Source organism: Candidatus Protochlamydia naegleriophila, from assembly GCF_001499655.1.
In the GTDB taxonomy this organism is placed as follows: domain Bacteria; phylum Chlamydiota; class Chlamydiia; order Chlamydiales; family Parachlamydiaceae; genus Protochlamydia; species Protochlamydia naegleriophila.
Genome location: NZ_LN879502.1, coordinates 563,031 through 587,965, shown reverse-complemented (window position 1 = coordinate 587,965; position 24,935 = coordinate 563,031). Strand labels below are relative to the sequence as shown.

The 24,935-nt window shown below is 43.7% G+C and carries 22 protein-coding genes and 2 tRNA genes; 13 read left to right on the top strand and 11 right to left on the bottom strand.

What is annotated here, in order from left to right:
• The first annotated feature begins 16 nt into the window (after positions 1-16).
• Positions 17-700, top strand: a complete 684-nt coding sequence (locus PNK_RS02335) for an HAD family hydrolase (protein ID WP_032125062.1) — start codon at positions 17-19, stop codon at positions 698-700.
• Here PNK_RS02335 and truA read toward each other — a convergent pair.
• The 4 genes from truA to PNK_RS02315 all read right to left on the bottom strand — a co-directional run bounded on the left by truA (position 691) and on the right by PNK_RS02315 (position 3,546).
• Positions 691-1,461, bottom strand: a complete 771-nt coding sequence (gene truA / locus PNK_RS02330) for a tRNA pseudouridine(38-40) synthase TruA (RefSeq protein WP_059060056.1) — start codon at positions 1,459-1,461, stop codon at positions 691-693. The two genes, PNK_RS02335 and truA, sit on opposite strands and share 10 nt — an antisense overlap.
• Positions 1,448-2,134, bottom strand: coding sequence for a 2-C-methyl-D-erythritol 4-phosphate cytidylyltransferase (gene ispD, locus PNK_RS02325; RefSeq protein ID WP_032125060.1), 687 nt, complete (start codon positions 2,132-2,134; stop codon positions 1,448-1,450). Before ispD ends, truA begins: the two co-directional genes overlap by 14 nt.
• Positions 2,127-3,101, bottom strand: coding sequence for a UDP-2,3-diacylglucosamine diphosphatase LpxG (gene lpxG, locus PNK_RS02320; protein WP_059060054.1), 975 nt, complete (start codon positions 3,099-3,101; stop codon positions 2,127-2,129). Before lpxG ends, ispD begins: the two co-directional genes overlap by 8 nt.
• A gap of 145 nt (positions 3,102-3,246) precedes the next feature.
• Positions 3,247-3,546, bottom strand: a complete 300-nt coding sequence (locus tag PNK_RS02315; RefSeq protein WP_059060051.1) for an SWIB/MDM2 domain-containing protein — start codon at positions 3,544-3,546, stop codon at positions 3,247-3,249.
• Between the two features lie 577 nt (positions 3,547-4,123).
• Here PNK_RS02315 and PNK_RS02310 point away from each other — a divergent pair.
• A complete protein-coding gene (locus PNK_RS02310; protein WP_059060050.1) occupies positions 4,124-6,307 on the top strand; it encodes a UTP--glucose-1-phosphate uridylyltransferase in 2,184 nt (727 codons plus the stop codon).
• Between the two features lie 11 nt (positions 6,308-6,318).
• Here the strand turns inward: PNK_RS02310 and PNK_RS02305 are convergent, their stop codons facing one another.
• Positions 6,319-7,758: a DUF2851 family protein gene (locus tag PNK_RS02305; RefSeq protein ID WP_059060048.1), complete on the bottom strand. Its 1,440-nt coding sequence runs from the start codon at positions 7,756-7,758 to the stop codon at positions 6,319-6,321.
• A 247-nt stretch (positions 7,759-8,005) separates the two neighbouring features.
• On the opposite strand from PNK_RS02305, the gene PNK_RS02300 reads away from it, so the two are divergent.
• The 4 genes from PNK_RS02300 (at position 8,006) to PNK_RS02285 (ending at position 11,330) form a co-directional block, all read left to right on the top strand.
• Positions 8,006-8,221, top strand: coding sequence for a hypothetical protein (locus PNK_RS02300; RefSeq protein WP_032125057.1), 216 nt, complete (start codon positions 8,006-8,008; stop codon positions 8,219-8,221).
• Between the two features lie 91 nt (positions 8,222-8,312).
• Positions 8,313-8,555 (top strand): hypothetical protein, encoded by a 243-nt coding sequence (locus PNK_RS02295; RefSeq protein WP_059060046.1) that lies wholly within the window; start codon positions 8,313-8,315, stop codon positions 8,553-8,555.
• Between the two features lie 63 nt (positions 8,556-8,618).
• Positions 8,619-9,662 carry a zinc-dependent alcohol dehydrogenase family protein gene (locus PNK_RS02290; RefSeq protein WP_032125055.1) on the top strand — a complete coding sequence of 348 codons (1,044 nt, stop codon included), beginning with the start codon at positions 8,619-8,621 and terminating at the stop codon, positions 9,660-9,662.
• Positions 9,663-9,938: 276 nt separating this feature from the next.
• A complete protein-coding gene (locus PNK_RS02285; RefSeq protein ID WP_059060044.1) occupies positions 9,939-11,330 on the top strand; it encodes a hypothetical protein in 1,392 nt (463 codons plus the stop codon).
• 128 nt (positions 11,331-11,458) lie between these two features.
• Here PNK_RS02285 and PNK_RS02280 read toward each other — a convergent pair whose 3' ends face one another.
• Both PNK_RS02280 and PNK_RS02275 read right to left on the bottom strand, forming a co-directional pair.
• Positions 11,459-13,330 (bottom strand): heavy metal translocating P-type ATPase, encoded by a 1,872-nt coding sequence (locus PNK_RS02280; protein WP_059060042.1) that lies wholly within the window; start codon positions 13,328-13,330, stop codon positions 11,459-11,461.
• Between the two features lie 402 nt (positions 13,331-13,732).
• A complete protein-coding gene (locus PNK_RS02275; protein ID WP_059060040.1) occupies positions 13,733-14,152 on the bottom strand; it encodes a RhoGEF domain-containing protein in 420 nt (139 codons plus the stop codon).
• A 32-nt stretch (positions 14,153-14,184) separates the two neighbouring features.
• Between PNK_RS02275 and PNK_RS02270 the strand changes: the two genes are divergently transcribed.
• From PNK_RS02270 to PNK_RS02245, 6 genes are all read left to right on the top strand, one after another.
• Positions 14,185-14,268: transfer RNA gene (locus PNK_RS02270), tRNA-Leu, on the top strand.
• A gap of 252 nt (positions 14,269-14,520) precedes the next feature.
• A complete protein-coding gene (gene lepA / locus PNK_RS02265) occupies positions 14,521-16,329 on the top strand; it encodes a translation elongation factor 4 (protein ID WP_032125051.1) in 1,809 nt (602 codons plus the stop codon).
• A gap of 288 nt (positions 16,330-16,617) precedes the next feature.
• Positions 16,618-17,397, top strand: a complete 780-nt coding sequence (gene uppS, locus PNK_RS02260; RefSeq protein WP_158021669.1) for a polyprenyl diphosphate synthase — start codon at positions 16,618-16,620, stop codon at positions 17,395-17,397.
• Positions 17,398-17,403: 6 nt separating this feature from the next.
• The gene (locus PNK_RS02255; RefSeq protein ID WP_059060037.1) at positions 17,404-18,264 is read left to right on the top strand and encodes a phosphatidate cytidylyltransferase; all 861 of its coding nucleotides are present in this window, start codon (positions 17,404-17,406) and stop codon (positions 18,262-18,264) included.
• Positions 18,265-18,304: 40 nt separating this feature from the next.
• Entirely contained in the window at positions 18,305-18,991 is a 687-nt protein-coding gene (cmk, locus tag PNK_RS02250) for a (d)CMP kinase (RefSeq protein ID WP_059060035.1), read from the top strand.
• Positions 18,992-19,012: 21 nt separating this feature from the next.
• A complete protein-coding gene (locus PNK_RS02245; RefSeq protein WP_059060033.1) occupies positions 19,013-19,645 on the top strand; it encodes a lysophospholipid acyltransferase family protein in 633 nt (210 codons plus the stop codon).
• Positions 19,646-19,950: 305 nt separating this feature from the next.
• On the opposite strand, the gene gnd is transcribed toward PNK_RS02245, so the two are convergent.
• Both gnd and PNK_RS02235 read right to left on the bottom strand, forming a co-directional pair.
• Positions 19,951-21,399: a decarboxylating NADP(+)-dependent phosphogluconate dehydrogenase gene (gene gnd / locus PNK_RS02240; RefSeq protein ID WP_059060031.1), complete on the bottom strand. Its 1,449-nt coding sequence runs from the start codon at positions 21,397-21,399 to the stop codon at positions 19,951-19,953.
• 104 nt (positions 21,400-21,503) lie between these two features.
• The gene (locus PNK_RS02235) at positions 21,504-22,946 is read right to left on the bottom strand and encodes an APC family permease (RefSeq protein WP_079992764.1); all 1,443 of its coding nucleotides are present in this window, start codon (positions 22,944-22,946) and stop codon (positions 21,504-21,506) included.
• Positions 22,947-23,447: 501 nt separating this feature from the next.
• Between PNK_RS02235 and PNK_RS02230 the strand changes: the two genes are divergently transcribed.
• A tRNA-Arg gene (locus tag PNK_RS02230) sits at positions 23,448-23,521 on the top strand.
• Between the two features lie 198 nt (positions 23,522-23,719).
• On the opposite strand, the gene PNK_RS02225 is transcribed toward PNK_RS02230, so the two are convergent.
• Positions 23,720-24,043: a DMT family transporter gene (locus PNK_RS02225; protein WP_032125046.1), complete on the bottom strand. Its 324-nt coding sequence runs from the start codon at positions 24,041-24,043 to the stop codon at positions 23,720-23,722.
• An 82-nt stretch (positions 24,044-24,125) separates the two neighbouring features.
• The gene (locus PNK_RS02220; RefSeq protein ID WP_051981857.1) at positions 24,126-24,935 is read right to left on the bottom strand and encodes an N-acetylmuramoyl-L-alanine amidase family protein; all 810 of its coding nucleotides are present in this window, start codon (positions 24,933-24,935) and stop codon (positions 24,126-24,128) included.

Here is a 24,935-nt window from a genome sequence, read left to right as displayed (position 1 = left end):
GTGCAAAGGATTTCCCATGCAATGGATTCACCAATATCAGCTCTTTTTATTCGACTTTGATGGCCTCCTAGTCAATACCGAATCGCTCCATTTCCAGGCCTATCAACACATGTGCGCCGCGCGCGGCTTTCCTTTAAATTGGAATTTTGAGCGCTACTCTGATGCTGCCCACCACCACGCAACGGGATTAAGGGATCGCATTTATGCCGAATTCCCAGCTCTTTATGCTCAAGAACCTGACTGGAGCGTTCTTTATGCTGAAAAGAAAAAAGCATTCCTGAATCTTTTAAAAGCAGGCGCGGCCGAGTTAATGCCTGGCGCAGCAAATCTTCTATTGGCTTTAAAAGAAGCCAATATTAAGCGCTGCGTCGTGACGCATTCTTCCATCACGCTTATTCAAACAATCCGGCATCAGAATCCCATTCTCGATAGCATCCCTCACTGGTTGACAAGAGAAGACTATAGCAATCCCAAGCCTGATCCTGAGTGCTATCAAACTGCCATCCAGCGCCTGGCACAAAATGGTGACAGGATCATTGGCTTCGAAGATAGCCCAAGAGGCTTGAATGCCCTTTTGCAGACTTCTGCAAAACCCGTTTTGATCTGTCCGCAAAATTCCCCTTACTTAAAACACCTCTTGAAGGAAGAGCTCGCCTACTATCCAAGTTTTACAGCCATAAATGACGATGATCATCCATAGATGAGATGATCATCTGGATAATCGACTCTTACCAAAAAGAGCCCTTGCGGCGGTGCTGCCATTCCGGCTAAGCGGCGGTCCTTGGCTGCAAAAATCCGATCGATCTCTTCTAAAGTCTTCTTGTTTGAGGCCACATCTACTAAAGTCCCAACAATGTTGCGCACCATCTTATACAGAAAGCCATCCCCTTCAAACTCGAGCCGAAGCCCGCCCTCCACTTCTATCGTGTCGAGGCGATAGAGTGTTCTAACAGGATCATGAGCCGCCGTTCCAGCATGCGCTTCATTGGCAAAGGAAGTAAAATCATGCGTTCCAATAAATAAGCGTGAGGCTTGTTTTAATAAATCAACATTGATTTTGCGCAACAAATGCCAGCTATAAAGGCGTTGAAAAGGATTCATCACGCGGTTTAGATAAAGATGGTAGTGATACTCTTTTCCGATTGCACTGTACTGAGAGTGAAAGTTGGAAGAGGCTAGCTCCACCTGCATGATTCGAATATCGTGCGGCAAAAGTCCATTTAGAGAAACAAGTATGCGGTGAAGATTCAGCTGCTCTTCTGATTGAAAATGAGCGATTTGCGCCCTGGCATGGACGCCTGCATCCGTGCGTCCAGACCCTATGATGCCAATCTTGTCTGTTTTTAAAATGACCGCTAATGCCTCTTGAATGTGCTGTTGCACGGAAGAAGCATTGGGCTGTACCTGCCATCCGCTGTAATGGGTGCCCTCATAGGCAATTGTCAATTTATAACAGTGCATGATTTTCTAAAAATTTTTGCGCAACCAGCAAATCTTCCGGCGTCGTCACTTTGATATTTATATAAGAACCCTCTATAACTTTTGCAGGCTTTCCAGCCAGTTCTGCAAGCGCTACATCATCTGTCACAGTCATGTTTGTTTCCTGAGCAATGGCAAAACCTTCTTTGAGCAGGTTTAGACGAACCACTTGTGGTGTCTGCATTTCCCATAATTGAGAGCGATCAGGCGTATTCACAATCATCTGCTCGCTATTACAGACTTTAATCGTCGCCTTGACACGCACGCCAATGGCCGCCGCTCCTATTTCCTCTGCAGACTCCACCGCCCGTCTGATCAATGAAGCTCCGATAAAGGGACGTGCAGAATCGTGGACGCAAACAAGCGGATCTCCTTCCAAGAACTGAATGCCATTCCACAAAGAATCTTGGCGGCGCAAGCCAGGCCTTGCAAACAGAAGGGGCTTACTCCCCTCATAAAGCTTGAAAAGATCTTCATAAGCAGACTCGCAAACCACGACAATTTGATGAACTTCTGGCATCGAGGCAAATATTTCAAAACTATGCAAAGCTAGGGGCTTATTGTGAATCGTTAAATATTGCTTGGGAACAGAGCCTCCCATACGGGTTCCCATTCCACCTGCCAAAAACACAACCGCAAAGGGAATCTTAGCCATCTTTTTCCACTTGTAAAGTCAATAAAGTTAATTCTGGCATGGCAAACCAGCGAAAGCGCATGACGCTCGCCAAGCCGCGATTGATATAGGCCCACTTTTTGCCAATGCTCTTAAGCCCGCTTTTAAATTCTAAATGCTCGATCTGGGTAAATTTTCTCCATAAAAAAGGAAGATTGACTTGTCCACCATGCGTATGCCCCGCCAAAATAATGTCTCCAGGATACGGCTTTAGACGCTCAATCGTATCCGGATTATGTGAAAGTACAATGCCTGGATAAGCCCTGTCATAATCTTGGAAGGCTTTTTCGGGATTAAAGCGGCCGAGCGAATACTCTTCTAGCCCGCATACGTTAATCTTACAGTCTTTCAAAGAAACCAACTGGGTCTCATTATTAAGCAACTGGAAAGGGGTTTGGCTCAAGAGATCGATGAGCTCTTGATGCTGGCTGACCTTCCGAGCCTCTGCCGTTGCTTGCCCAGTTAGCATAGTCGAACTGAAGAGGCGCTTAAAGCCCTTGCCGATATCGGATGTTTCAGATGGGTGCTCAACGTCGTAATAGCCCTCCCCATTGACCGTAATGAACCGTTCATAATCGTGATTGCCCAAGATAGCAAAGCAGCCATATGGGGCCTGCAAAGAGGATAAAAGGCTTTTCAATCCTTCTTTATCTTCCAGCTTCGACCGGCAAAGAAAGTCTCCAGTAAAAACGATCATGTCAGGCTTCAGGCGGTTGATCTTTCGGATGAGCTTACGCTTCAAATGCCAAGAAAATCTCCAACTCCAATGTAAATCACTGAATTGCAAAATGTTTAAACCATTCAGATTCGGTGGCAAGCGAGGAATCGGAAGAGCAAGCTTTGTGACAGAAAGTAGATGCGGTTCAATAAAGCGTGGCCAAAGTCCTATGACAGAGGCAACGCACCACGCATCCCAAGCCCACTCAGCCCATTTCTTTTTTTGACGCATTGTTATTTCCCATAAAGAGAAAAATTATAGCTGAGATGAGAAAATAAAGAAAAGAACGAGAAAAATAAATGCGCCTATAAAATGTAAAATCTATAGACGCACCTAGGTTCACTTAAAGCTAAAAAGGATAATGAGATGCAGAGAATTAATGCTTAGATCCAGACATTTCAGGCTCTTTTAAATGCTTAGCAATCTTGCTAGTCATTTTAAACATATCAATAGATTGGTTTGATCCCAAGACTTTGGCCAATTTGGCATCTGGATTGATATTACGCTTGTTAGTTTGATCTTGCAACTTGTGTTTTTTAATATAATCCCACACACGCTTGGTCACTTCCGTTCTTGGCATAGGGCCATTTCCAACAATTTCAGCAAGTGTTTCGCTCACTTGTACGGGTCTCATGAACGCAGAATTTTTTTTTGTATCTTTCGTATCTTTTGTCATCCTAAAATCTCCTTTGATATTTGATGAACACTATAGGCGAGACACTGAGTCATCTTATCGGGATTCTTTTATCGCTGTTGCATTTTCTAGTCAAAACAATTTGTTTGCTTTTTATGCAAAAAGACCATCACGCGGATCTAATTGCCAAAGCAAAAAAATTTAACTCCTTAACTTTGAGTCATATTTGCTTAATTTAAAAAAATCTCACACTAACTTCCCAAATAAATTAAAAACAGTCTGTTTTAGATGTAACTCTTAAAATTTAACATCATTAATTTTTGATCTTATGAATTAAATAAATCTTTAAGAATAAAATTTTTCAAGACTAAAATAAGCATTTAAGGCAAGCTACCCTCTTCTTTTTAGATTTTAAAGGCAACGTCAAATTAATCATGAAACGATTGAAGGACGTTGTGGAGGCATGATCAAACTAATTTGCTGTAAACTACCGATAAGGTTGTCATCAACTTTTAACCAGTTTGAGAAATAATCTAGAATCTAGGCATTATAAATGTAATCTATGGCTAAATAAAAACTTATCAAAAACGCAAGCTAAACTTATATGATCGGGAGTAAAATGGCTTTGAATTTAGAACAGCACGTTTATGACCTTCGGACACTCGTTGCAAATTTGCGACAAACCTCTATCATAACCGAGAAGCTTGCTATCTTAAATTCCCTCCCAATTGTTAAAGATTTTTTTCATAGATCTAATCTCCTACAACCCTATTTAGCAGGCTTAAATGAGGAGAGCGATTATGCGATTAAATCGATTATCGCCATTGGCCAAGGCCCGATTGTCTTCAATCAAACAGTAGTGGAAAAAGAGCCTTTTGAGCGTTTGCATAAATTGGCCCAGCAACTGGTCAGCATCGAGCATTTTTATCAATACATGGGGGGAATCATTGGATACCATTTGACTGTCTTATCCATGATTTTTTTTCAAAGCACTCTTAAAAAGCCATCTCTCGACAATACGAGCTACATTCAGCCGGAAGGGCTATTTTTAGGACATGATAAACCTGCTGTACGTAAAGCCATTCGATGGGGATTGGAGAGTTTGGGCAAACTCGTTGAAATCTATCCTGTCGGCGGAGCAGGTGACCGGTTAAATCTCATGGATGAGGAGACAAAAGTTCCTCTACCCGCCGCCGTCCTGCCTTTTTTGGGAAAATCATTGCTTGAAGGGCTCATACGTGATTTGCAGGCCCGGGAATACCTCCATTTTAAACTATACGACAAGCAACTTTGCATTCCTGTAGCAATGATGACTTCCACGGAAAAAAATAATCACGCCCATATTCTAGACATTTGTCAGCGCTATAATTGGTTTGGCAGGCCGCCAGAAAGTTTTTATTTTTTTATTCAGCCCCTCGTCCCCGTCCTTACACAAGAAGGAAATTGGTCACTTTCTTCACCTCTAACATTGACGCTTAAACCAGGTGGCCATGGTGTGATGTGGAAGTTAGCCGAAGAACAAGGTGTGTTTGCCTGGCTAGCCTCGCAAGGCATTGAAGACGGATTGGTGCGCCAAATTAATAATCCTTTGGCAGGCATTGACAGCTCGATACTTGGCTTAGTTGGAATTGGATGCAAACAAAAGAAAGCTTTTGGATTTGTCTCTTGCGAACGCCTTTTAAACAGTGCCGAAGGAACAAATGTCTTAATTGAAACAGAAGTCTCGAATCATTTTGAATACCGCCTCACAAACATCGAATATACAGACTTTGCCTATCGTGGGATTGGTGAAGAGCCTGCAAAAGAAGGCAGCCCTTATTCTATCTACCCAACTAACACCAATATTTTATTTGTTCATATTCCAGCCATTCAAGAAGCCTTGCACAGTTGTCCCATTCCAGGTCAGCTGATTAATATGAAGTCGAAAGTCTCCTATATAGACCAAGAAGGACATGTCTCATTTGTTCCAGGCGGCAGACTAGAATCTACGATGCAAAACATTGCAGATTACATAGTAGATCGCTTCCCAAATCGTCTACCAAGGAAGGAGTTCCAACGGAGGCTTAAATCATTCATCGTCTATAACAAGCGCTCCAAGACAATTTCGACAACAAAAAAATCTTATACACCAGGAGAGTCTGCTGTTTCGACTCCCGAGCAAGCCTACTACGACATCCTTTCCAATAATCGCGAACTTCTAAATCAGGGTTGCCACTTCAAAGTGCCTGATGAACAATCTCTTGATGAGTTTTTAAAAGCAGGGCCGAATTGCATATTTCTTTTCCATCCTGCTTTGGGCCCTCTTTACTCTGTCGTTCAGCAAAAAATACGGCATGGCCGCTTTGCAGATAGGTCTGAGCTTCAAATTGAGCTTGCAGAAGTCAACATTGACCATCTCGATCTCGAAGGCAGTTTATTGATTGAATCTCCCTCACCTCTCGGTTCAATCAACGAGAATGATCTTTTGGAATATGGTCTTGAGAGTCGCTGCCATCTGCAACATGTGACCATCCGGAACAAAGGAATCGATTACAGGCTGCCCCAGCACTTTTGGAAAAATAAGCTCCAGCGTAATGAGTGTGTAAGGATCCATCTCAAAGAAGGAGCCGAATTCCATGCCGAACATATCACACTTACCGGAAACTGCTACTTTGAAGTTCCGGCCTACCACCGCCTAACTCTAAAAGCAGCCTCTGATGGCACTTTGGCTGAGGAATTGACAAAGATCGAGAACCCTAGCTGGTCTTGGCACTACCATTTCGACGAAGAAGACCGAATCAAGCTGCACATGAAACACAATTAAAAATCTTAGATTCAAAACCGATTTAGATAGCGCTCAACAAAAGGACATCCCTCGCAACTAGCTTCATGATGCACACAAAAATCTTTATGGAGCTGATAGGCTCCTTGCATAAGTGTGGCTTTATTCAGAAGCTTCCCTTTGGACGCCTCACCGAAAAACCGATGGGTCAAATAGCGCCCCTTGCTCGTCTTTGGAGCACCAAGACTGGCGTAAAAGGTCTGAAAAACAGCCAAATGTGATAGCTGGCATCTCTCTTTGAGAGTCGCATATAAAAGAGGTAAATAGGTATTTACAACGAATTCCCTTTTTAGATCATAGCCGATCAAAGGAAGCTCTTTCTTTTGAGCTTGCGCCTCAAAAGTGTAATGCCGCTTCCAGTAATCATCTCCATAAGCAGGAATGAGGGCTATTAATCGGTCCAAAAAGCTTTTTGGACGCATCGAAGTAGCCAATTCTTCCACATTTCGCTCCCATTCTCTTAAAAGATCAAGCCATAAGCAATCCATTTTAGGATCTTGCAATAACTTTACAAGATATGCCAAGCGGCGGACTGGGTGATTGAGGGGCCTGATGTGATCCAGCCTCAGGGAAGCTTGATGGGTCAACTTATCCCTTAACCCCCACCACAAAGAACGAAGCTCTTGATAATAACTGGATTGCTCCCAATTTATTTTGCGTCCAGTCTCAAAAAAGCCGCAACAGCCTATTGCCAAGGCAAGCAATTCGCTATAGGAAATGTCACGGTAAGGAAATAAAAACAAAAATAGCTCTAAAAAAGCCTCAGCGTTGTGCTTATAGCCAAGAGCCATTGCCATCCCACCTGCTAACTGCAAGGAGCGGCCTGTCAGGTGGCTTTGCAAAAACACTTCTTTTCTCTCTAAGCGCCAAAATGCAGCAGAAGTCAATAAAAAGCGAATGCGCTCTTCTGATAGATGCTTGAATAAGCGGCTGGCACATTGGCCACTGCCTACAAAGCGTCTATAGGGATAAAGATCTAAATCTATCAATTTAACCAGGCGAGCAGCTGGTACCGTCAGAACATTCTCGATGTAGATCTGAAAAGGAATAGGGCCATTTGTTTTTAAAAGCTTTTGAGGCTTTTGAGGCATGTAATAAGAGAGATGGAGAATAACCTGCTCATATCTTTCATCTGTTTGATGTCCATGTTGATACCATCCGCCATCACTTAAATGAATCTCTACGTCCCCCCTATATTCCTTTTCACCGATGCGCACATGAGCCTTTAAAAAGTCTGGTCCGGCTTCTGTATTCCAAATACCGGGCGAAAGTACCTCTACAACTTCACCTCTACTTGTCAACCAAGCATGAATGTATTTTTGCTCTAGCCACAGGGCTTGCAAATGCCTTTCTGTCAAGCAGAGATAAGCCTGCTTAGACTCGGCCAGGCTTGAGTTGGAAGGCTCAAGTAAATCGGAATAGATCGGAAGCATAGAATCACCTGTCCTTTGCAGACATTAAGATCGTTGCAAACAATACTCAATATATAAAAATAATAGATATTTTTTATTTACCATTTCTTTTCGATCTCATATAACAAAATTTTTTATTCATTTGGCTTAACGTCATTGAATCTTGAGAGATCGGAAGATAAAGGTCGGTTGCAAATTTTGCTCAAGCTCAAAGCTCTTAAATTAACCTTTTCCATAGACCTAATAATACCTACATAAGGAAAGTACTATGTATGTTAATTTGGATTATCGTTTAAGCTTGCTTACACAACCTGTTGCAACACCATTTGAACAAGACCCCTTTCATCCTTGCAAACACTCTTTGGACGCCACGATGGCAGAGTTTGCCAACGCTATCAAGACTGCAGACCAGCTCTTTCCAAATGACAAAACAGTTTACAATAGCATTCGAACAGCTTGGAAAACAGTTGGAGTTATTCTCTAACAGTCAAAAACCTCATAAATTCCAAGTTATGCAGCCACGCTTTATAACTCGGATAACTAAGTCTATTCAAATTCAATACCTAGGAGGCACGATGTCCATCCCACTTCATTCCAGCTTTACGACTCCTATCCCTTCAGCACATGCACCAACCCCTCTTAATCGCCCAACAAATGTTCCAAAAACTTCATTGGAGGCCAAGCAGTCAGATTCTCTGCGCTTGCGTCGAAAGGTCACTGTTTATCTAGACCTTCAAGACATGACGGAAAAGAATCCAAGATCAAAAGCGATTCTTATAACGTCTGAAATGAGAGGACGCCTCTCGTATAAGGTTTAATTAACGGATTCCATTTAGGTCACTTTTTCTAAAATATCGAACACAATTAGCAGGAGCCCAGCTATGAAAGCTTTAGTCTATCAAGGTCCCGGTAAAATCTCTTTAGAAGATAAGCCAAAGCCTCAGTTGGAAAAACCGACCGACTGCATTGTCAAAATATTAAGAACAACCATTTGCGGGACCGACCTTCACATCATGAAAGGCGATGTACCAACAGTTATAAGTGGGCGCACACTTGGGCACGAAGGAGTTGGCATCATTGAAGCTGTTGGAAACGGAGTGTCCAATTTCCATGTGAATGACAAGGTCTTAATCTCATGCATTACCTGCTGCGGAAAATGCTCTTACTGCAAAAATAAAATGTACTCGCATTGCGAAGTAGGCGGTTGGCTGCTGGGGCATAAAATTGATGGAACGCAAGCCGAATATGTCCGCATTCCTTATGCCGACACAAGCCTTCATCCCCTTCCGCCAGAAGTCGACGAAGAAGTTGCCGTCATGTTCAGCGATATTTTACCAACGGGTTTCGAAACAGGTGTTTTAAAGGGACAGATCAAGCTAGGAGACACGGTGGCAATCATTGGAGCGGGTCCCGTAGGCTTAGCCGCTTTGTTGACGGCGCAATTCTACTCTCCAGCCAATATTTTTGTTGTGGATTTAGACGGCCACCGCTTGGAAATGGCCAAACGCTTGGGTGCAACAGCTATTGTTAATGGCAGTAGCGATCGAGCAGTTGAAACCATCATGAGTCTGACACAAAACAAAGGAGTCAATGTAGCGATCGAAGCCGTCGGCAATCGTTCCGCCTTCGATATCTGCCAGTCCATCATTGCTCCCGGCGGCTTTATCGCCAATGTTGGAGTCCATGGAACAAGCGTTGATTTTCATTTAGAAAAGCTTTGGGATCGCAATATTACCCTCACAACAGCACTAGTCGATACATATAGTATTCCAACTCTTCTCACGACTTTTAAAAATGGCAAGCTCAAACCTGAGCGGCTGATCACCCACCACTTTGATTTAAAAGACATTTTGAAGGCCTATGAAGTGTTTAAAGATGCTGCCCATCAAAATGCTTTAAAGGTGATCTTGAAAAACCAGCATTAGCAAAAAGGGCTAAAGCAGCAAGACTCCAAATTAATCCATCCTTGTAAACAAGCTGGCTATAAGCATCATAGTCAAGCTTGTATTTTTTTTATTCCTTAGTTCCAACTAGCCCTGAACACACCTATTACTCTTAATAAATGCCTCTTGACCATAGGCATGGAAGAGCGATTGATCGAAGTTAAATACCCTAAAAATTAAGATTATTTTACAAAAAATTAACATAAAGAAAGCAAAGATAAATTAAAATTAATATCAATTTTAACATAAAGAAGGCAAATGATGACTATTCTTATTACTGAAATTAACGAGCTTCCTAACGACTATTATCCGGTACCAGGTAAACCTCCAAAGACAATGTCCGTTGATCACAACGGAAGGGAATATAGATTTATTGGTCGGTATGAAAAAAGTTATTCTTTCCCAAACCGTGTGTGGCTAGTAGTGAGTGCGCTCGTAAAATTTATTTTGAGATTGCCCAATTCTAGCGACAATTGGAATGCAGGAATATCTGGCAAGACAAGAGTAAAAGTCTATTGCGCTGGTCCTACAACCAATCATTCTTTCACTGATACTCACAATCCGAAAAGCCCGAATCGCGGGAAAGTTGACGCTTTCAATCCGTTTAACAATCAGAAGCATTCCTATGCTTTTGTCTCTTTGAGCGATCTAAGGTTGGAAATAGCCGCCTTAAAGAAAGGATCTCCCGTGGAGCAGAAAAAAGCTGCTTTAATTCAGCAAGGACTGGACCTTTTTATCTCCAAGGAATGTCCGATTGAGCTTAAAACGTTCAGATTAGAAAATAGGGATAACTTCAAATTTTCATCAACATCGGCCGACCCTCTACCTATAGATCCCTCTTATTTCAGTGAGAGATTTAGAGCTGAAAGAACTTTAAATTTAAGCGTAACATCTGCTTTTTACGATTATGTGCCTACAGATTCTGTCTCTGAAGACTTTTGGGTAGACTTTGCCAATGCCAGTTTAGGCGGAGGATGTTTTACACATGGTTTTGTTCAGGAAGAGATAATGGTCCATGAAATGCCCGATTTTGCAGCTCATATAGCGGGACATTTAAGTTCCAGCAAGACAGGTTGGTGTGATATTACTACCCGAGAAGGTTCTTTAACGGATAGGAATCGAGTCATGAGAGGATCTCCTAATCCTTACTTAATGAAAGGTCTTCATCGTGTGCAGGCAGTGAACAATGATTTGGCATATGGAGATAAACTATCAGGTTTATCGGAATCAGAGCTTTTAGATTCGACAATACCATTAGCTCATCCTCAAAACGTCAATATACTTGCAATCGCCGCACCTAAATTGTTTTCAAGAAATCGTGCCGAACAATGGGATCCGTCAACGCTCAAGGACAATTTCAACACCTTAATGGCAGGTTTGCAATTAATTAAGGAACAATCCGATCATCCAATCATTCATTCGGGAAAAATTGGTTGTGGGGCCTTTAGTAACGATACCCATGCAATCTATTTGCTTCATTGTTTAGCCGCTCAGCATACAGGGCTAACAATCAAACTTCATGGATATCAAGACCAAGAAGCGATTCAGTTTCAACAATCGTGGAATAGTGTTGCCCCTCAATTAACAGATAAGCCCTTGAAAGAATGCATTGAAATCATTTCGCAGCATCTCAGAACCCATTATGCATAATTTTGCTGTTTTGTGCTTCCTCTCCGAACGGTAGAGGAAGGCTTTTTAACTCACTTTTGATTGGCATATTTCTTTTAAGCAGCTTGCCATTAGAGTCCGGCAGGAATCAGTGAGGTTCATGGTCAAATTTAAAAATCAGTTAGTTTATCTCTTGGAAATGCGACCCGCAATGCATTTAAGACGGCAAAAACATCTATAATTTCCTGTAAAACAGCTCCCATAACGGGAGGAAGATAGCCAAGTGCTGCGATTAGCATTCCAATGAGCGATAAGCTAATCCCCCCTACTGCGCTTTGCAAGGCAATACGACGCATGCGTCTGCCAATATGGAGAATCTCATCCACCTTTGCTAAAGAGTTATCTAAAATAACCGCATCGGCTGCTTCGGTCGTAATTTCGCTGTTTTGCCCGAATGCAATTCCTACCGTAGCGGCTGCCAAAGCTGGTGCATCATTAATACCATCTCCTAAATAGATGGTAGGATGTTTTTTGGTTTCTTCCTCAACAATGTCGACTTTTTCTTCCGGGGTTTTGCCGGCATAAATCTCTGAAATGCCGATTTGTTCTGCTAAATACTTTACTTCCTGCTCACGATCGCCAGATACGATCATGACTTTTTCAAAGTGATGCATGGGGTTCAAATGAGAAATAAAAGAGCGGCTATCCTTGCGAGGCGTGTCATGAAAGCGAAAATGGGCTGCCAATTTATCATCCACCATCAAAATGCATTCCAATCCCCCCTCAGGCGGCAATTGGGCAACTACATCTTGTCTTCCCTTCTTAAGAAGGCTAGAGCGGCTCGTGATAAAAATATGATGATGATCGACTAGGCCAGAAAGTCCCTCACCAGGTTTTTCACTGATTTGGCTAGGTTCTTTGGTCGCAATATTTTCTTTTTTAGCTTTGTCAATAATAGCATTCGATAACGGATGTTTAGAGTAATGTTCCAGGCTTGCGGCTAATGACAAAATCTGATTATCAGAAAAGGAATGAAAGCTCATCACATCTGTTAGAGTCGGCTTGCCATAAGTCAGCGTTCCTGTTTTATCAAAAATAATCGCACTGCATTTGGCAATCTGCTCTAGTACGGCTGGATTTTTGATAATAATTCCGCTCTTAGCACTCAGAGAAACTGCTCCTATGATAGCAACTGGAATGGCAATCAGTAAAGGGCAGGGTGTAGCAATCACCAATACAGCTAAAAAACGAATAGGATCCCCGCTTGCCGCCCAAGCAATGATTGCAAATACTAAGGCCAGAGGGGTATAAAAAGCTCCGAGCTCATCACCCAAACGTCTAAGGCGAGGCTTACGCTGCTCAGACACCAACATGACTTTCATAATCTTCGCATAGCGAGAATCCTCAGCCTTTTTCGAGGCTTTAATCGTCAAGGCCCTATCGCCATTGATAGATCCTGAAAGCACAAGGGAACCTGGTATTTTATCGATTAAAAATGGCTCGCCAGTCAAGTAAGACTCATCCATGATGCCATGCCCCTCTATGACTTCACCATCGACAGGGCATATTTCATGAGGATAAATTACTAAACTATCGTCCACCTCAACTTGATCAAGTGGCACATCAATCAGCTTGTCGGTTTTGCGATGAGCAATATTGGGCATGCGATTTGCCAAAGCCTCTAGCAAAAAAGATGCTCTGCGCACAGCATACAGCTCTAAAGCTTGCCCGCCAGAAAGCATCAATACGACAAGCGTTCCTGCCAAATATTGTTCGAGCCACACAGAGGTTACAATAGAAATTCCAGCTAATAGATCTGAGCTGAACTCAAGTCGTACGAGGTTTAACAGCAAATCAAAGACAAGAGGAATTCCCCCGACTACTAAAGCAATGAGGAGTGGAAGGTTTTGATAGAATGGATCTACAACAAACAAGTAGCCCAAAAAGACATGGAGAACAATGAGAACTAGGCTAATAAAGGCAATACAGGTCTCTTTTGAATACGATCCCCAACCGCTTTTATCTTTCTTGCTGTCTTCCATCAATTCTCCAAAAAATGACAAACCCCGTTTTCATTGCCTCATTCGCGGCCAACATCAAAACTTCTTGCAATCTTTGATTTCTCCAATGAGATGCTCATTTAATAGCAAAAGTGAAGAAGATCAAATTATTCGGTTCTTAAGAAAGTTTAAAAGTTTCAATCTATCACAGATTAGCTTTTACGGGCCAACTCTGCAGAAATGAATGAAAATATCTAAGCTTTCCAAATGGGTGGCAAAGCAATCTCTTAAAAGGGGTCATCACTGTATTGGTTGATCAAATGAAACAACACCGTTAATGTCTTTCATCAAACGAATAGCCGGCGTTGTGGAGGCAGTATTATAGAGCTCAATATAATAAAGTGCTCCCGATGAGTCTCGATCTTCCCACTGAGGTTCGTGCCTCTAATTTGAACTCCCAAGCAGAAAGGCATAAAATAGCGGTATGCAATAAAATCTAATGCAATAGTAATCCCGATCGCCAATCGAAAGCTCGGCAGATGACTGCGATTCACTTTTATCGCTTGACCCCTCGGATAGTTTCCCATGAATTTTTTTAAGATCTTGCGGATTGAATAACACCGTATAGCGTACTTTTTCATTCATATTTGCCGTCCCTTTTTGAATTTTTTTCAAAGCCGTTTTCAGCGCCGTTTGAATGTGCGGAGATGGCTGGCTGATATTTTTCTGCAATTCCTTTAAAAATAGTTCATAGCGCGGTGGCCTTTGAACCAGGGTGATGGTTTGAAGGAGAATTAAAGAGCGGGAAGGGCAAGGCTTATTTTTTGATGCGAATAGGCAAGGATTTTGTTTTACGAAAATCATTGAATGGCGTACTATCATCCTTCTTTTATCATGCGGCCATGGCGGAATTGGTAGACGCGCTAGATTCAGGTTCTAGTCGGGGCAACTCGGTGGATGTTCGAGTCATCTTGGCCGCAAACGTTCTTGTTACATTGACTATTAAGCATAGTTCTTTATAACCAGTGTATTTTTAGACTCATTCTTTATCTGAATAACGGTTGTTTATTTCTTTTGAGATCAACTTTGCAGATATGTCCAGATTAAAAACATGCCTCTTATTGAAGCGGATGTTGATATGTCAATTGTTTGAGTTGCATTCCTCACTTGAAAAGTTTATTTAAATCGATTAAATTTATTCTCTTCCCAATCATTTCGGAAAACAATCATTTATGTATAAATATAATATCAAAAATATCCGCAACTTCTCAATCATAGCACACATTGACCACGGCAAATCGACTTTAGCGGACCGCTTATTAGAATTGACTCATACTGTCGCTGCACGCGATATGCAGGAGCAGTTATTAGACGATATGGATTTAGAGCGGGAAAGAGGAATTACGATTAAGGCTCACCCTGTAACCATGTATTATGAGTCTAAAGATGGAGAAATCTATCAAATCAACCTCATCGACACCCCGGGCCACGTCGACTTTACCTATGAAGTTTCTCGCTCTTTAGCGGCCTGTGAAGGGGCTTTACTCGTCGTCGATGCGGGTCAGGGAGTTCAGGCCCAAAGTTTAGCCAACGTTCACCTGGCTTTAGAACGAAATCTAGAAATTGTTCCCGTTATTAACAAGATCGATCTGCCAGCAGCCGATGTCGAAGGAGTGCGCAAGCAAATTGAAGATGTCATTGGCCTAGATGCGTCGGATGCAATCGGATGCTCTGCCAAGTCAGGGCTTGGCGTAGATGCCGTGCTGGAAAGGATCTTAACAGCCGTTCCCCATCCACAAGAGCCGGAAGACGACCTATTGCGGGCCTTGGTATTCGATTCCCACTACGATGTCTATCGCGGCGTCATGGTCTATATTCGAGTCATCAGTGGAGAAATCAAAAGAGGCTCTCTCATTAAAATGATGGTGACTAACAAGACATTTGAAGTCTTAGAAGTTGGCATGTTCACTCCTAAAGAAAAGCCAGTCGACGTATTAAGGCCTGGTGAAGTCGGCTACATGATTGCCAATATTAAGAGCACCTCTGATGTCAAGATTGGCGACACGATCACTTTACAAAAGTATCCGGCTCCAGAGGCTTTACCTGGCTTTAAACTCATTTCTCCGGTTGTTTTTGCTGGAATTTATCCTATCGACGCAACAGATTTTGAAGCGCTGCGCGATGCATTAGCCAAGCTGCAATTAAACGATTCAGCCCTCCACATTGAACAGGAAAGCAGTACTGCCTTAGGCTTTGGTTTCCGCTGTGGATTCTTGGGCCTCTTGCACTTAGAAATCGTCTTTGAGCGCATCCAACGTGAATTCGACATTGACATCATCTCAACGGCTCCAAGCGTTATTTACCGCTTCACTTTGAACGATGGCACCGTTAAGACAGTTGATAATCCAGCTCACTATCCAGACCCCACCTTTATCCGCATGGTCGAAGAGCCATGGGTAAAGTGCCACATCATGATTCCATCCGAGTATCTTGGAGCCATCATGAATCTAGGGATGGATAAGCGAGGCGTTTGCGTGAAGACAGAAACAATGGACTCACGCCGTCTGCTGCTAACCTATCGGCTCCCCTTAAACGAAATCATTACCGACTTTAATGACAAGCTGAAGTCTATAACAAAAGGCTACGGTTCATTTGACTATGAGTTTGATAATTACGAGCAAAGCGAAATCATTAAACTAGAAATCCGAGTCAATGAAGAGCCGGTCGATGCCTTTTCCTGCTTGGTTCACAGAACCAAAGCCGAGAGTAAAGGGCGGGCAATTTGTGCAAAGCTTGTGGAAGTGATTCCTATGCAGCTCTTTAAAGTGCCTATTCAAGCAGCTATCGGAGGCAAAATTGTTGCCCGCGAAACCATCCGCGCCATCACCAAAAACGTCACAGCGAAGTGTTATGGTGGAGATATTTCTCGCAAACGCAAGTTGTGGGAAAAGCAGAAAAAGGGTAAGAAGCGCATGAAAGAGATTGGTAAAGTCAATATCCCTCAAAGCGCCTTCATGGAAGTCTTGAAAGCAGGAGATTAATAGATCTCTTACAGTAATCGATTGCCATCCTGCAAATGCAAGGGAGAAAAAATAGTCTCGATTATTTTTCTCCCTACAAAAAATACTACTCGATCAATTCTGTTTAAGGTATCCTTCTGCAAACCTTCGTTTTAAGGACTGTATTGAAGAGTTTAAAGTTTTCAGGTTCAGAAGGAAATTGTTTCAAATCGAGCAATTCTCAGCCTCGCAAGGAATGTTCGAGGCTTGCAACTAAGCCTGAAGATGGAGAATTTAAATTTTTCAACATAGCCCATGTTAAGGGAACTTATGTCGGTTGATATTGCGATTATGCCACTACAAGAAAAGACTGGAAGATTCCATGCCGCACAACTCGCGGGATTAGATCCTTCCCGTATCCCCCACCACATCGCCATTATTCCCGATGGTAATCGCCGTTGGGCAAAAAAAAGATTATCGACTTCACAGGAAGGACATCGTGAAGGGGCCGATACTTTAATGGAAACGGTGAAAGCGGCCAAAGAGCTCGGGATCAAAGCCATCACGTTTTATACCTTTTCTACTGAAAACTGGTCCCGCTCCAAAGAAGAGGTCACAGCATTGATGGCCCTTTTTGCCTCTTATCTAAGAGAACAGCAAGAAGATATGGTTCAAAATGGAATCAAGTTAGAGACCATTGGGGAACTCAAGTCCCTCCCTTTCTTTTTAAAACAAACCATTCAAGACACAAAGATCGCCACACAAGACTGTGATAAAATCCGGCTCATCCTAGCTTTAAATTACGGAGCACGTGATGAACTCTGCCGTGCATTTAAAGCCATGCTAAGTGACTACGACGAAAAGCGTTTAACAATAGCAGACATTGATGAGAATACCGTGACCCGTTATCTAGATACTCAGCATTGGCCCGATCCGGAACTCTTGATTCGTACCAGCGGAGAAATGCGTATAAGTAATTTTCTTTTATGGCAAATTTCTTATACCGAAATCCACATAGCACCTGTTTTGTGGCCAGATTTTACACCTGAACATCTTTTGGAAGCCATTATTGACTATCAAGGAAGAGATCGGCGATTAGGAGGCGCTTAAGATAACATGACGAGCCATTTTAAACAGCGTCTCATCATGAGCAGTGTAGGAATTTTCCTTATTATCATTACCATTTATTTTTCTCATGTTCCGCTTTTTACTCCTGTTTTTGTTCTGATAAATGCCGCTATCATTTCCTTAGCCCTCTTAGAATATTTCCACTTGGCGCAACATAAAGGATTCCAGCCTCTGACAAGCCTGGGAGTTGGAACGACAACAGCCTATGTCATTGCTAGTTTCTTAAGCATTCGCCATCCCCATTTAGCGGTTTTACCAGCCCTGATTTTGCTCGGAACAGCTATTCTTTACTTTTTGGCCTTTTTCAATAAGCAGCCTAATCCGCTCGGAAATATTGCCGTTACCTGGTTTGGAATTGCTTATCTGACCATCCCACTCACCTGCGGCTTGCAAATCAATTATTTCTTTCCACCAGGCATTGCAGACGATGGCCGTCTTTGGCTAGCTTACGCTTTAGCCGTTACCAAAATGACAGATGTGGGTGCCTATATTTGCGGAAAAATACTCGGAAAAAACAAGCTCGCACCTCATATCAGCCCTAAAAAGACGATTGAAGGGGCTATTGGCGGACTTACGGCCTCATTATTGACGAGCTTGGCATTCTATTTATTTCTACTCTCCTCTCCGATTGGCGCTAGCATGTCCATGAGCCTTTGGCAAAGCATTTGGCTGGGCCTGGTCATTAGTATCCTAGCTCAATTTGGCGATTTGGCAGAGTCTATTCTCAAACGAGATGCAGGCGTCAAGGATAGCAGCCAGCTGCCAGGCCTGGGAGGAGTCTTAGATATTGTCGATTCCCTTATTTTTACCTTGCCTTTGATGTATCTTTGGTTGAAAATGCATTTTTAACGAGCCGCTTTGAGATTTAATTGCTAAAAACGAGAATTTTATGATTATTACGATTGATGGACCCGTAGCAACAGGAAAGAGCACAATAGCTAAAAAGCTAGCCGAATCGATTGGCTTCATTTTTTTTGATACTGGTGCCATGTACCGTGCGTTGACTTACGGCATTCTCAAGCATAAGATCGATCTCGACAACGCTGAGCAGGTGCAGAATTTTCTCGATCAATTTGAATTTGATATCAAAGTGACAAGGCATGAGCGCCACTATTTCGTGGAAGGTGAAGATGTCTCAAAAAAAATTAGAGGCGAAGAAGTCACTTCCGCCGTCTCTAAAGTCTCGGCCGTCAAAGCCATTCGCGAAAAGCTAATGGCTATCCAGAGGGAACTCGCTGTTGGAGTCAATGCCGTTTTTGAAGGGCGCGACATGGGAACGGTCGTCTTTCCCGAAGCGGCCATTAAAGTCTTTCTAACCGGCCGCAACGATGTGCGGGCCAAGCGCCGCTATGATGAGCTAGTCGCCAAATTTCCAGACGAAGCCCAAGATCTCACACTGGAAAAATGTTTAGAAGAGATCTCCAAGCGGGATAGTTACGACTCTTCGCGCGAGCACTCCCCTCTAAAACAAGCCGAAGATGCCTTTGTCATCGACACATCCGACCTTTCCGTCGATGAGGTCGTCTATAAAATATTAGAACATAAAGACTCTGTCAAAACTAAACGCCACTCATAAGAATTTGACGAGAGACTTTAAATGATAAATCCCTTTTATTGGCTTACAGCCCTGATGCTTCGGGGCGGCTTTCGCCTTTTATATCGCTTCCGCATCTATGGTGCGGAACATCTTCCCCCCGGAAGCGCCATTTTGTCACCTAATCACAATTCCCTTATGGATCCTCCTCTGATGATGGGCGTAACTTGGCCAGAAGAAGTGCATTTTTTAGCGCACATTAATCTTTTTAAGCCGGTTTTCCGTTGGTTTTTAAAAGGTTTTAACGCCCATCCAACGCGCAATATGCAGTCTTTTCGCATCTTGCAAGGCTTAATGGCCAAAGGCAAGAAAATTGTCGTTTTCCCAGAAGGGGGAATTTCTAGATCAGGGGAATTCAAACCCTTTCATACAGGACCTGCAAGGCTGGCCCTTCGCGCCCATTGCCCCATCATCCCCGTCTATCTCGCCGGCACTTTTGATGCTTGGCCGCGGCACAATTACGTCCCCAGATTCGGCCAGACCATTACATGCGTCTTCGGCCAACCCATTTTTGTTGAGCCCTATTTAGGACTAGAGCCTCAGCAAGCACGCGACGCCTTGACAGAACAGATCAGGCAATCTGTCGAAAACTTAAAAGTCTGGCTCGAGAGCGGAGCGCAAGGAAGCCCTCCTTGACAGCCTGGCAAGGCTGAAGCTCTGCCACTGATTGCCCAGCTTTTGCTTTCTAATTAAAGTCTAATTATCCCTATGCAACTGAAGAAATGTGTAAGCGCATGAAGCCTGCATGCCTTGAGAGCAGAAGATCGACTGATTTAGCTAGCATCAAGAAAAGTGATACGCAACAGCTTGCAAACGCGGCTGATTGGCAAAACAGCGCATATTTAAAGGCGCGAGCCTCTTGCAAATAACTAATTGTTCGCAAGAGGCTCGTATATCAAGCGGAAGTAATAACTTCCATTTGTTGCTTTTTACCAGAAAATTTACGCGTTATAAGACCCCGAACTCACTTTTCCACCCGTTCCGGCCCAGTCAGTATGAAAATATTGGCCTCGCGGCTTATCAAGGCGTTCATACGTGTGTGCACCGAAAAAGTCTCTTTGCGCCTGCAAGAGATTGGCTGGCAATTGGGCCGTACGGTAGCCATCGTAAAAGGCAAGAGCTGTACTGAAACAAGGCGCGGGTATCCCCAACTCGGCCGATTTCGCTACAACGGTTCTCCAGCCTTTCTGTCTCTCTTGAAGCTCTTTCAAGAAATAGCTATCGAGCAACAAGTTCTTGAGTTTGGGGTTGTGATTAAAGGCCTCTTTAATCTTTCCAAGGAATTGGCTGCGGATGATGCATCCTCCACGCCACATCAAGGCGATGGCTCCGTAGTTGAGTTTCCATTCATAGTCTGTAGCTGCCTGCTGCATCAACATGAATCCTTGCGCATAGCTAATAATCTTAGAGGAGTAGAGCGCCTGGCGAATGGCGTTGATAAACTCTTCACGATTGCCTTCAAACTTCTCTTCCGGCCCTTGCAAGAGCTGGCTGGCTTCTACACGTTCATCCTTTAGGGCCGACAAGCAGCGGGCAAAAACAGCCTCGCCAATCAACGTCAAAGGCATGCCTAAATCTAAAGCATTGATAACCGTCCACTTTCCAGTCCCTTTTTGTCCGGCTACATCCAAAATTTTGTCGACGAGCGGCTGACCATCAGTATCATTGACATCAAAAATTTTAGAGGTAATCTCAATCAAGTAGCTATCTAAGTCGCCCTTATTCCAATTCGCAAAAACCGTGTAAAGCTCTTTTTGATTGAGCTTAAGGGCCTGCTTTAGCATGTAATAAGCTTCGGAAATGAGCTGCATGTCACCATATTCGATGCCGTTATGCACCATCTTGACATAGTGCCCAGCACCATCATCTCCTACCCAATCGCAGCAAGGTTCGCCATCCACCTTTGCACTGATAGACTGAAAAATGTCTTTTACATGAGGCCAGCCATCAGGGTTGCCGCCTGGCATGATGGAGGGGCCGTGGCGAGCGCCCTCTTCTCCTCCAGAAATCCCTGTTCCGATGAAGATGATTCCCTTGTCTTTTAACTCTTTACAGCGTCGATTGGTATCGGTAAAGAGGCTATTGCCGCCATCAATGATGATATCGCCAGCTTCCAGATAGGGAAGGCACTGTGTGATGAAGTCGTCGACCGGCTCTCCCGCTTTAACCATCAACATGACGCGACGGGGCCGTTTCAGTGAGTGGATCAATTCCTGTAGGGAGTGGGTACCAATCACACGTGTACCCTTAGCGGTCCCTTCCAAAAATTCATCTACCTTAGAAGTAGTGCGGTTATAAACAGCAACCGTATAACCATGATCATTCATATTGAGGACGAGGTTTTGCCCCATCACTGCTAAGCCTATCAAACCAATATCTGCTTCTGCCATATAGAATTCCTTCAAACATTCGTTAAAACTGCAGCATATCGTATTCCCATTTCAGATTCCAGCGGTATGCTCGATCCACTTGAAATTAGATCTATTTTTAGCGCTCACTCAAATTTTGCTAAATGGCTATTCTGCTTGCCATAGAGAAAATAGACGGCAAGTCCAATTAAAATCCAAACCGCTAAGCGAGCCCAGCTGGCCCACCCGAGAGAAAACATTAACACCATACAAGTCAAAATTCCAAATAAAGGGATGAGAGGAACAAACGGTGTTTTAAAGGGGCGCTCCCAATCAGGGTGGGTTTTGCGCAAAACAATCACACTTACGCATACGATAGCAAAGGCGAGCAGGGTTCCAATACTCGTGAGATGCCCAACCAGAGACAAAGGCGCAAAGGCGGCAAATAATCCGACCAACACCATCAAAAATAAGCTTGAAACCCATGGCGTATGATAACGAGGATGGACAATGGAAAAGAAAGGAGGTAAAAGGCCATCCTTGGACATGGTAAAAAAGATACGCGACTGGCCAAGCAATAAGACGAGAATGACCGACGTCAACCCTGCGATGATGGCTAGTTTGATTAACCCATTGAGCCAAAGGAAGGGGGTCTTATTGATCGCAGCGGCAACAGGAGCTGCCACATTAAGTTCAGTATAGTGGACCAATCCCACTAAGACGAGAGCAAAGAGTACGTATAAGACCGTGCAAATCCCCAGTGAGCCAATGATTCCAATGGGCAAATTTCTTTGGGGGCGCTTAACTTCCTGGGCCGCCGTCGAGACGGCATCGAATCCGATGTAAGCCAGAAAAACGACTCCGGCGGCGCGCATGATTCCGCTCCAGCCGAACTCTCCAAAGCCCCCCGTATTGGGTGGAATGAAGGGTTTGTAGTTGTCTTCTTGGACGTAGCCAAAGCCCACACCGATAAAAAGCAGAACTACGGCTACTTTAATAGCGACTAAAATAGCATTGACCTTGGCTGACTTATCGATTCCGACAATTAAGAGACCAGAAAGCAGCGCGATGATTAGCAACGGCGGAAGATTGATCCAGCCATAGACTTCGGTTCCATCTGGTAAATGCGTCGGTTGCCAGGGGGAAGCCAAAAGGGCCGTTGGCAAATGAATGTTGAGGCCTTGCAAAAAAGAGACGACATATGCCGACCAGCTGATCGATACAACGGCCGCACCAGCCGCATATTCGAGAATCAGCGCCCACCCGATGATCCAGGCAACGAACTCACCCAACGTCGCATAGGTATAAGAATAGGCGCCCCCAGCGACGGGGATCATTGCGGCTAGTTCGCTAAAGCAAAGCCCAGCAAAGACACATCCAAGCGATGCCAAGAGGAAGGAAAGAACGATGGCAGGGCCTGCATTTTCGGCCGCTGCAATGCCAGTGATCGAAAAGAGTCCGGCACCGATGATGGCCCCAACACCCAATAAAATAAGGCTGAAGGCGCCAAGCTTGCGCTCAAGTTTTTGATCGCCGCTATTGGCCTCTTCAGTCAAAAACTCTAACGACTTGGTTCTCCACAAACTCATGGCTGTTCCTGATAATGGTGAGCTATAGCCATAACACATTAAAAATAATTTTATAAATGATTTTGCATCCTAGTCAGATCGGAAATTGCGTTAATTTGGATCACCCAATCCATAAATTTCCGCTAGAGAACCATTAAGGCTACTGCCCCTTGCTTATCGCCCGCTTTGCAGAAGGCTGGCAAGTAGTTTGCGATGCAGCAAATTTAAAAATCGGTGAAAAGTCATGTTTCCGGTTTTACCATCGAGCAAATTCCAAGACATGATCAAACGAGCTAATTTTGAGTATGTAAACGGACAAATTATTCTAAGTATTTCAGCTCTGGATAGCGGAAGAATTTTCGTATCTGGGAGCGTAGACACCCTTTGAAACACTACAATCTATCTTCGTTAATATTCTAACAATACGAGAACTTAACGCAAAAAGCCTTGAGAGAAACATCTCTATTCGATAATCTAATTAATCAATTCATTTGCTTGGCCAAACGGCTGGGCCCATCTTATGTTCTCGTAGCTCAGGTGGATAGAGCGGTTGCCTCCTAAGCAACAGGCCGCGCGTTCGAGTCGCGCCGAGGACACATTTTAATGGAGTAATCCACTTAGTGGTTCTATTATCCCATTTAGCGATATTTATCATGCCTGAAGTCGCGAGAGCGGTGGTTTTAAAGTGACACAAGGAGTATGTAAGCTAGAGAAGAAACTCTTTAGAGGCCTTTAGCCCGACTGATTGCATAGCACAAACGATCTTGTCCGCTTTAGGGCGCTTTCCCAGGCCTTTAATGCGCAGCGGAAAAGACGTTTAAGATGATCACACCCGTCAAAATAAGACCGATTCCTAAAAGTGCCGGAAAATCCAGGTATTGTCGAAATAAGACCGCTCCAATGACAGAAATTAAGACGATTCCCATGCCTGACCAGATGGCATAAGCCACTCCGACGGGAATGGTTTTTAATGTGAGGGAAAGAAAATAAAAGGCGATCGCATAGCCAACAATCACGATCAATGAAGGCCAAAACTTAGTAAACCCCTCCGAAGATTTAAGCGCGGCGGTGGAAATCACTTCTGTAAAAATGGCAGTAAAAAGATAAATCCATTCCATGCGATTTTCCTCGCTTTGTTCTCTTTGGGACAACTGCCTCGAATAAGAGCAGGCGCTTAAAGATGCAGACAAGGACTACTCTCTACTTTTTGTTCGCTGTGTCTGCTTTTTCCTTGCTGGCTTTGTCTGCCGCTTTCATCGCAGCGCTTTTCTTATCGGCTTCCAATTTATCGATGTAGTCATCGATGCCCTTCACAATTCCCCAAGCAATCTTCTTAAGGTAATTGGGATCTTTCAGCTGTTGCAATTCGGCTTCGTTGGTAACAAAGCCTCCTTCAATCAAAACAGCAGGCATCGCCGTTTCGCGGATTACAGCATAATTACCATGTTTGATACCCCTCGATTTAGCCTGAGTTTGTGCCAGCACATTCTTTAGGATGGCTTGAGCCAAACGTTTCGATTTTTGCATGCGGCTTTTTTGCTCTTTAGATTGATAAAAGAATACTTCCACCCCTTGCGCTTCCGCACTCGGAGCCGAGTTGTAGTGAATGCTTACAAACAAAGCCGGCTTTTGTTCATTTGCCATGAGCGCCCTTTTATCCAAAGAAACAAATTGATCCTCTTCGCGAGTCATAACCACTCTATAACCAAGCTGCTGCAAGTAGCCGCGAACAAATTTTGCTGTGACCAGGTTTAACGATTTTTCCTGATAACGGGGCTTAGAAATGGATTGAGTCCCTACATCGTGCCCGCCATGACCCGGATCAATCAGGACAAATGACTTTTGTACCAGAGGTGGCGGACCATTTGATTCGATTAAATCTTTCCCATAGAGTTGTTTGATGGGATTATTTTTTGGCAAGGAAGAGCTTGCACGATAAGGGGGCTGCGCCTGCAAAACTCCTGTAACGAGTAAGCAGGATAAACTAAGCCATTGAACAGTGCTAAACAT